At 74.4% G+C, this 7682-nt stretch carries 6 protein-coding genes and 1 pseudogene; 2 read left to right on the top strand and 5 right to left on the bottom strand.

From position 1 onward, the window contains the following. Positions 1 to 75, top strand: a pseudogene (locus tag AB0C62_RS38250) (uracil-DNA glycosylase); the annotation flags it as partial. A 56-nt stretch (positions 76 to 131) separates the two neighbouring features. Here AB0C62_RS38250 and AB0C62_RS38245 read toward each other — a convergent pair. The 4 genes from AB0C62_RS38245 to AB0C62_RS38230 all read right to left on the bottom strand — a co-directional run bounded on the left by AB0C62_RS38245 (position 132) and on the right by AB0C62_RS38230 (position 5114). Then, positions 132 to 857, bottom strand: a complete 726-nt coding sequence (locus AB0C62_RS38245) for a GvpL/GvpF family gas vesicle protein (RefSeq protein WP_362981320.1) — start codon at positions 855 to 857, stop codon at positions 132 to 134. Between the two features lie 103 nt (positions 858 to 960). Further along, positions 961 to 2808, bottom strand: a complete 1848-nt coding sequence (locus AB0C62_RS38240; RefSeq protein ID WP_362981318.1) for a transketolase — start codon at positions 2806 to 2808, stop codon at positions 961 to 963. Beyond that, positions 2805 to 4202, bottom strand: a complete 1398-nt coding sequence (locus tag AB0C62_RS38235) for an NAD(P)/FAD-dependent oxidoreductase (protein ID WP_362981316.1) — start codon at positions 4200 to 4202, stop codon at positions 2805 to 2807. The genes AB0C62_RS38240 and AB0C62_RS38235 overlap by 4 nt, the downstream gene beginning before the upstream one ends. A 417-nt stretch (positions 4203 to 4619) precedes the next feature. Further along, a complete protein-coding gene (locus AB0C62_RS38230) occupies positions 4620 to 5114 on the bottom strand; it encodes a phage holin family protein (RefSeq protein ID WP_362981314.1) in 495 nt (164 codons plus the stop codon). A gap of 145 nt (positions 5115 to 5259) precedes the next feature. On the opposite strand from AB0C62_RS38230, the gene AB0C62_RS38225 reads away from it, so the two are divergent. Beyond that, on the top strand, positions 5260 to 5607 hold the full coding sequence (locus AB0C62_RS38225; RefSeq protein ID WP_362981312.1) for a VOC family protein: 348 nt from the start codon (positions 5260 to 5262) through the stop codon (positions 5605 to 5607). Between the two features lie 72 nt (positions 5608 to 5679). Here the strand turns inward: AB0C62_RS38225 and AB0C62_RS38220 are convergent, their stop codons facing one another. Then, positions 5680 to 7656, bottom strand: a complete 1977-nt coding sequence (locus AB0C62_RS38220; protein ID WP_362981310.1) for a DUF5107 domain-containing protein — start codon at positions 7654 to 7656, stop codon at positions 5680 to 5682. Positions 7657 to 7682: the final 26 nt, after the last annotated feature.

Genomic DNA, 7682 nt, shown 5'->3' with positions numbered 1-7682 from the left:
TATCTACCGGCCGGCGCGAACGTCCTGAGGGCGTTCCAGCAGCCCTTCGACGAGGTGCGCGTCCTCATCGTCGGGCCCGGGCCCAGTGGTCCGGGGCGGGCGCCTCTGTCAGTACCGCCCGGGCGTCGTCATCACCGCGCGGTACGCGTGAAGCCCGCGAGATCGGTGAAGCCGCTGAGACCGGGCAGCTCCGTGAAGGAGTACGCGGCCCAGGGTCCGGTGAGTTCCACCCGCAGTCCGGGCTGCTCGCGCACGCCGCGGTTCACCCGCTCGACGAACTTCTCGGACTCCGCGCGCGGCACCAGATAGGCGGCGTTGAGCACCTGGGAGTAGGCCAGATCGGAGGGCGCCGCGCTCTGCGGGGCGTGCAGTCTGGTCTCCGCGGCGCGGCCGGCGAGGGTGTCGTGCAGCCGGTGCGCGAGCCCGTCCGCCCGCTCCCCCGTGTACCCGGAGGCCCCGGCGGTGTCGGCGTACACCTTCACGTCCCACTCGACGCACCCGTCGAGCCGGTCCAGCGTCGCGAGGAACTCCTCCCGGCGCTCCTCCATCATCACGCGGACGCCGCTCTCGTCCCGCAGGACGGTGGCGAGCCGCAGCGGCAGCGGGCTGGTGACGCCGGTGAGAGCGTCGATGACGCCCTGGTGGGCGCGCGCCGTCGCCTCCAGCCAGGCCACGTCCTCCAGCCTGCGGCGCAGCGGGTCCGCGGCGAACTCCTGCTCCGGGACGGAGCCGACCACGGCGACCAGATCGTCGTGGCGCAGCAGCTTGGGCGGGACGCCCGCGACACCGGTCAGTTCGGCCGACAGCGCGGCCGGGAAGGGGCGGCAGATCGCGTAGACGTACGGCAGTCCGCTCATGGGGTCTCTCCTCCCGCGGGTCCCCGTGCCCGGCGCGGGGACCCGGCGCACGGCACCGGGCCGCCTCAGGGGCCTTGTCACCATCGTGCTCTCCGTTCCGTGCTCAGCGCACCACGGCCGTCTCGACGAGCAGCCGGGCCGCCGCCGCGATCGACTCCGCGTCGATGCCGGCGGCGCTCAGCTGCTCGGCCGGACTCGCCGAGCCGGGCATCGTCCGGACGGCGAGCCGGGCGAGGCGGGGCACCGGGCGGCCGTCGGTGAAGGCGTCGAGCACCGCGTCGCCGAGACCGCCCTCCTCGCGGTGGTCCTCGACGGTGACCAGGCATCCCGTCTCCTCGGCGGCCTCGCGCAGGGTCGCGCGGTCGACCGGCTTCACGGAGTACAGGTCGATCACGCGGACCTGGATGCCCTCGCGGTCGAGGGCGTCGGCGGCGGCCAGCGCCTCGTGGACGGTGACGCCCGCGGCGACGATCGTCAGCCGGTCGTCGGAGGAGGCGCGCAGCACCTTGCTGCCGCCTACGGGGAACTCCTCGGTGGGGCTGTAGATGACCGGGCTGTCGCCGCGCGAGGTCCGCAGGTACCGGATGCCCTCCAGGCCGGCCATCGCGGCGACGAGCTTCGCGGTCTGGTTGGCGTCGCACGGGTACAGCACGGTCGTGCCGTACAGGGCGCGGAACATCGCCAGGTCCTCCAGGCCCATCTGGGAGGGGCCGTCCTGGCCGATGGCGACGCCCGCGTGGGAGCCGACGAGGTTGATACCGGAGCCGCTGACGGCGGCCATCCGCACGAAGTCGTGGGCGCGGGTGAGGAAGGCCGCGAACGTCGTGGCGTACGGCACCCAGCCGCGAGCGGCCATCCCGACGGCGGAACCGACGAGTTGCTGCTCGGCGATGTAGCACTCGAAGTAGCGGTCGGGGTGTTCCTTGGCGAAGAGCTCGGCGCGCGTCGAGTCGCCCACCTCGCCGTCCAGCGCGACGACGTCGTGGCGGGCGCTGCCCAGCGCGGCCAGCGCCTGCCCGAAGGCGTCGCGGGTGGCGGTCTCGCCGCCGATCTCGAAGCGGGGCAGGTCGAGGTGCCCGGAGCTCACGGCGTGCAGCATCCGTGCGGCGGGCGGCTGCCGGACGTCGACGTGGTGGTCGTGCACGCCGCCGAGTTCGGCGATGGCCTCCGCGGCGTCCGGCAGGGGCTTGCCGTGCAGACCCTCCCGGTCCTGGACCGAGGCGACACCCTTGCCCTTGAGGGTGCGGGCGAGGATCGCGGTGGGCTGCGCGCCGGTCGACGCGGCCTCGTCGAAGGCGCGGTCGACGGCGTCCACGTCGTGGCCGTCGACCTCGACGGTGTGCCAGCCGAACGCCTGGAAGCGGCGGGCGTAGGCGTCCAGGTCGTGTCCGTGCCGGGTCGGTCCGCGCTGGCCGAGACGGTTGACGTCGACGATCACCGTGAGGTTGTCGAGGTGCTCGTAGCCGGCGTGCTCGGCGGCCTCCCAGACGGAGCCCTCGGCGAGTTCGCTGTCGCCGCACAGCACCCAGACGCGGTATCCGGTGCGGTCGAGCCGCTTGCCGGCGAGGGCGATGCCCACGCCGACGGGCAGGCCCTGGCCGAGCGACCCGGTGGCCGTCTCGACCCAGGGAAGCCGCCGCGGCGACGGATGTCCTTCGAGCCGGCTGCCTTCCTTGCGGAAGGTGAGCAGCTCGGACTCGCTCACGGCGCCGGCCGCCTTGTAGGCCGCGTACAGCAGGGGCGAGGCGTGCCCCTTCGAGAGGATGAAGCGATCGTTGCCGGGGTGCTGGGGGCGCTCGAAGTCGTAGCGCAGGTGGTGCGCGAACAGGACCGCGACGAGGTCGGCGGCGGACATCGACGAGGTCGGGTGTCCGGAGTTCGCGGTGTCGGCGGCGCGCACGCTGTCGACCCGCAGCTGCTGCGCCAGGTCGGTGAGTTGACGCGTGTTCATGAGTCTCCTTCCGGGCGGCTCGCGGCTTCCGGGCGGTCGGCGCCGGGTCCGGCGGCCTCGGCGGGCATCACCGCACCGGGCGGCGCTCCGGCCACCCGCGCCAGTTCGGGCGCGGAGGTGTCCAGGGGCACCGACCAGGCGCGGACCAGGCCCAACTGCACGGACTGGCGGGGCAGTACGGCGTCCAGGAGCCAGTCGGCCGCGACGCGGACGCGGTTGGCGGGCATGGCGGCGAGGTGGTAGCCGCGGGTGACGGCTCCGGCGAGCGGTCCCGACAGGGGAACCCCGAGGGGGTTGGCCGCGGCGTCGACGCCGCCGAGGTCGACGGTGAAGCCGAGGTCGCGGTGGCGGTAGGCGCGGCGTTCGCCGACACCGAGCGAGGCGGCGACGTTGTGTGCCGCGACCTTCCCCTGGCGCCAGGCGTGTTGGGCCGTCATCGGGGTGTACTCGCCGGGCTTCTCCAGGTCGGGAACGGCCGCCGCGTCACCGCAGGCGAACACGTCGGGGTGGCCCGGCACCTGGAGGAACGGGTCGACGAGGAGCCGGCCCCGTTCGAGGGGCCGCCCGAGTCCCTCGACCAGGGGGTCGGGGCGGACGCCGACGCACCATGCGAGGGTCCTGGTGTCGACGAACTCGCCGTCGCTGAGCCGGACTCCGTCGGGCGTGGCCTCCTTCACCGAGGTGCCCGTGCGCACGTCGACGCCGCGCTCGCGCAGCACGCGGTCGGCGGTGCGCGAGAGCCGTTCGTCCAGTTCGGGCAGGACGCGGTCGGCGGTGTCGAGCAGCAGCCAGCGCGGCCGGACGCCCTCGGGCAGCGACCGCTCGCGCACCAGGGCGTCGGTGAACAGCTGCCCCTGCGCGGCGACTTCGGTTCCGGTGTAGCCGGCGCCGACCACGACGAAGGTGGTGCGGGCGGTACCGCTCTTCGGGTCGTCCGAGCCGGCGGCGAGTTCGATCTGCCGGGTCACGTGGTCCCGCAGGTAGAGCGCCTCGGGCAGGCCACGGAAACCGTGCGCGTGCTCGGCGACACCGGGCACGGGCAGCAGCTTGTTGACGCTGCCGACGGCAAGCACGAGACGGTCGTACGTCAGCGTGCCGCTGTCGCCCTCGGGGTCGGTGTAGCGCACGGTGCGGGCGTCGAGGTCGATCCCGTCGGACGCCGCCTCACCGAGCACGAGGCGGACCCCGGGCAGCGTCCCGGTCAGCGAGACGGTGACGCGGCGTGGCTCCAGGACACCGGAGGCGACCTGGGGCAGCAGCGGCAGGTACAGGAAGTAGTCGGTCGGGTTCAGCAGAGTGATCTCGGCCTTGCCCCGGGCCAGCCGCGACAGGGTGCGGGCCGTCCGGTAACCGGCGAAACCGGCGCCGACGATCAGAATGCGGGGTCGCCTCACGATGCTCCTCTGGCGGTGTCGCTTGCGGTGTCGCTCGTACGGTCTTTCCGCGTCCCCCTGACGGGATGGCCCAAACACGGGCACCCCCGGCGTCGCGCCGACTCGGCGAGAGCGTTCCGGCCGCGGGGCGCGCCTGGACCAGCAGGGCGCGGCTGCCTGCCGGGACACGGATCGGCGCCGCCGTCGTGGGGCGCCTCGGCGCCGGCCCACGCGGCACCGGCGCCGTGGCTCTCCGGGCCGGCGGGGCCCTGAGCCGGGCCTGCCCGTCCGGTGGGGTCGGCCCGGCCTTCCGGGCCTCGACGGTTTCCAGTCTGCTCCCGGCGGACGGCTTCGGCACGACGGGCGGGACGCCCGCGGGACGCCCGCGGGAGGGCCGGTCGTTGCGCCCCGGCCGGGGCGGAACGACTGGGCGGACGGCTATCGCGCCTGGTGAAGGTAGGTGTCGGGGTCGCTCGCGAGGTGGGTGCCGGGGTCGGGCGCGCCGGGCGTCACGGTCGGGACCGGCGGATACAGGACGCCCATGCCGCCCGGCGGGGACGCCGGCGCGGTGCCGCCGAGGATCCGTCCTGGCGGGGTGAGCTCGCTCGCGTGGCCGGTGTGCGGATGGGCGGTGGCCGGCCGGGCCATGCCGCGCAGCACGAACGCGGCGACGCCGAGCGCCGCCGCGGTGACCAGGGCGGCGGCCCAGCCGGGCAGCCCGAGGGCGAGCGCGAGGCCGAGGGCCAGCGCCAGCGCGGCTCCGCCGTACAGGGCGGCGGCGCCCGAGGCGGCGTACAGCGCGGCCGTCCGCCGCTGCTTGCGCGTCTGCGCACGCAGTTCGTCGCGGATGGTCGCGCGGGCCACCGCGGTCAGTTCGTCGACGAGTCCCTTGTCCAGATGCTCCAGGTGATCCAGGTGCTCGGTGGGCTTCATGGTGTGCGGGTACCCGGGTGTCCGTCCCGTTAACGGTCCTTCGGCGGAGGGGCGTCGGTCCGCACCGCCGGTCCCGGGGCGTCGGCGGACGGCGATCGTCCGAAACGATCTCCGTCCCGCGCCGACCCCAACTAGGCTCGTCCGCATGGAGATTCTGGGAGCCACGCTGCGCGTCTGCGTCGACGACCTGGAGACCGCGGTCCCCTTCTACGAACGGCTCGCGGGCGTCCGCGCGCTGCGCTTCGAGCGCGGCGGCGTGTCGGTCGCCGCGATCGGCTGCTTCCTGCTGATGAGCGGGCCCGAGTCGGAGTTGGAGGTGCTGCGCAAGGTCGCCGCGACGATCGCCGTCAAGGACGTCGAGGAGACCGGGCGGGTCCTCACCGATCTGGGCGCCCGTGTCATCGCGGGCCCGGTGGCGACACCGGGCGGTCGCAACCTCATCGCCCTGCATCCGGACGGCTCGGTGTACGAGTACGCCGACCGCAACGGCTGACCGCGGCGGGCCCCGGACTCCCCCGCGGGACGGAGGAGTCCGGGGCCGTGGCCACGGCGGTGCGACGGCCGTTCAGAGGGCGGTCGGCGGCCGCATGCGGAAGTCGTAGCGCGCGGGCAGGGGTTCGTCGCTGAGCCGGGACCACAGCAGACCGATGGTCTCCGCCCCCTCCCGCAGGTCGGCGACCTCGAAACCGGCGTCGAAGACGGCCCGTGCCCCCTCGCGGTTCCCCTCGGCGAGCAGCAGTTCGGCCTCGACGAGGCGGAACCGGCCGCGCTCCCGGACGGCCGGCAGCAGCCGTTCCCACACGGCTCGGGCGTCCGCCGGGCGCCGTACGGCGAGCAGTGCCTCGATGGCCTCGCGGCCGAGCGCGGCCGTCGCCGCGGTCCAGCGCTCCCCGTCGTCGCGCCGCTCCCGGCACAGGTCGTCGAAGGCCTCCCGGTAGCGGTCGGCGGCCCGCTCGGGGTTGCCGCTCTGCTGGTCGGCGACGGCGAGGCAGCGCAGCAACGGCCAGATCGACGGGGCGAGTTCGAGCGCGCGCTCCCAGCTGCGCACGGCCTGCGCGAGATCACCGGCGTGCCACTGGGCCACGCCCAGGTGGTACTCGGCGACGGGCACGGCGGGTGCCGTCTCCAGCATGTCGCGCCAGTGCGGGGCGACCAGCGACTCCCCGGGCGGACCGGCCCGCCGGGGCTCGGGGAACGCACCCGACCGCAGCAGCTCGCGCCACGGCGCCTGGTCCTCGCCGAGGGTGGACTCGTCGAAGGGCGTCCCCGGCAGCTTGTGGGCGGCCCGCAGGACTTCGAGTGCTCCCCAGCCCGAGCCGACGGCGAGCATCTCGCCCGGTTCGGTGTCGGCGTGCGGCAGCCAGGCGGCGTACGCGGCGTCGACGGCCTCCCGGGAGAGGACGCCGTCCAGCCGGCGCTCGGTCTCCGCCCGCGCGGCGTCCCAGTCCGCCGCGTGGACGGTCTCCGCGTCGACGGACAGCGGGCCGTACGCCTCCAGCCAGGAGACGTCACTCTCCGCTTCGAGCCGTACGTGTTCGAGCTGGGTGCGGGCGAGTCCGGCCTGGATCTCGCAGTACCCGCCGGTGCCCGGCTCGGTGAGCCACTCCTGCCAGCGGCGGCCGCCGGGACCCGAGCCCCAGACGAACAGCTTGCGCCCGCGCAGGGTGTCGGTCGAGGTCTGCACGAGCCCGTCGCCCGCGTCGTCGACCGCGGTGATCCAGCGGCGCTGCCCGTCGGGCACCTCGTAGAAGTAGTCCGCGGGGAACGTGCTGTTCAGCGGGTAGGTGCGGTCGGTTCCGTCGTATTCCGGCACGGGCACCGGGCGCAGCCGACGCTCGTAGCCGAAGTGCCAGGCCTCCTCGGCCGGCGCGATCACCCGGCGCTCCTCGGGGACCGCGATGTTGGACCACCAGTACAGCGGTGCGGGCCGCTCGTGCGGGTTGCGGACGCGGACGCCGACGTACAGGAAGTCGGAGCCGTCCGGCAGCCAGAGGTCGACCTGGAAGGGGAGGTCGCGCAGCCGCTCCCACTCCCACAGGCGCAGCATCTCGCCGCCGTCGGGGGCGGGTACGCGGGCGGCGTGGACGGGCGAGCACGACAGGGTGGTGTGCCCGGTGGCGCCGATGTTCCACTCGATGCCGCCGGAGAACCACGCGCCGTTGAGGGCGAAGCAGGCGGGCTGCACCACCGGGTTCCGGTAGAGGAGTTCCCGGTCCGAGGGCTTGTGGAAGAGGGAGACGACGCGGCCGCCGTAGCCGGGCAGCACGGTGGCCCGCAGCCGGTCGTTCTCGATCACCACGGTGTCGAGCTCACCGGGCCGGCGCTCGCGTCCGTAGCCGTCGCGGATGCGCTCCGGCAGCACGCTGTGCAGCGGCTCGTAACCGATCTGGCGGGCCATGTCGCGCGGCAGGCCGACGCGGTCGCGGTCGTCGATGGTGTGCGTCTCGTCGAGGGTCCGCAGGGGCGGCAGCGGGTTGCTCGGTCCCAACTCCGCCGCCGGGAGGGTCAGTACGTCACGTCGGATCGTCGTCACGATGACCATGGAACATGGTCATCGGGCAGCTGACC

This window comes from Streptomyces sp. NPDC048643, assembly GCF_040650615.1.
Lineage (GTDB): Bacteria > Actinomycetota > Actinomycetes > Streptomycetales > Streptomycetaceae > Streptomyces.
Note: the sequence above shows the minus strand (reverse complement) of the source record. Positions and strands in the feature narration are given on the sequence as shown.

Excerpts from the sequence above, each read along its gene's own strand:
- AB0C62_RS38245 (WP_362981320.1), bottom strand. The coding sequence starts at position 857 with ATGAGCGGACTGCCGTACGTCTACGCGATCTGCCGCCCCTTCCCGGCC.
- AB0C62_RS38240 (WP_362981318.1), bottom strand. The coding sequence starts at position 2,808 with ATGAACACGCGTCAACTCACCGACCTGGCGCAGCAGCTGCGGGTCGAC.
- AB0C62_RS38230 (WP_362981314.1), bottom strand. The coding sequence starts at position 5,114 with ATGAAGCCCACCGAGCACCTGGATCACCTGGAGCATCTGGACAAGGGA.
- AB0C62_RS38225 (WP_362981312.1), top strand. The coding sequence starts at position 5,260 with ATGGAGATTCTGGGAGCCACGCTGCGCGTCTGCGTCGACGACCTGGAG.
- AB0C62_RS38220 (WP_362981310.1), bottom strand. The coding sequence starts at position 7,656 with ATGGTCATCGTGACGACGATCCGACGTGACGTACTGACCCTCCCGGCG.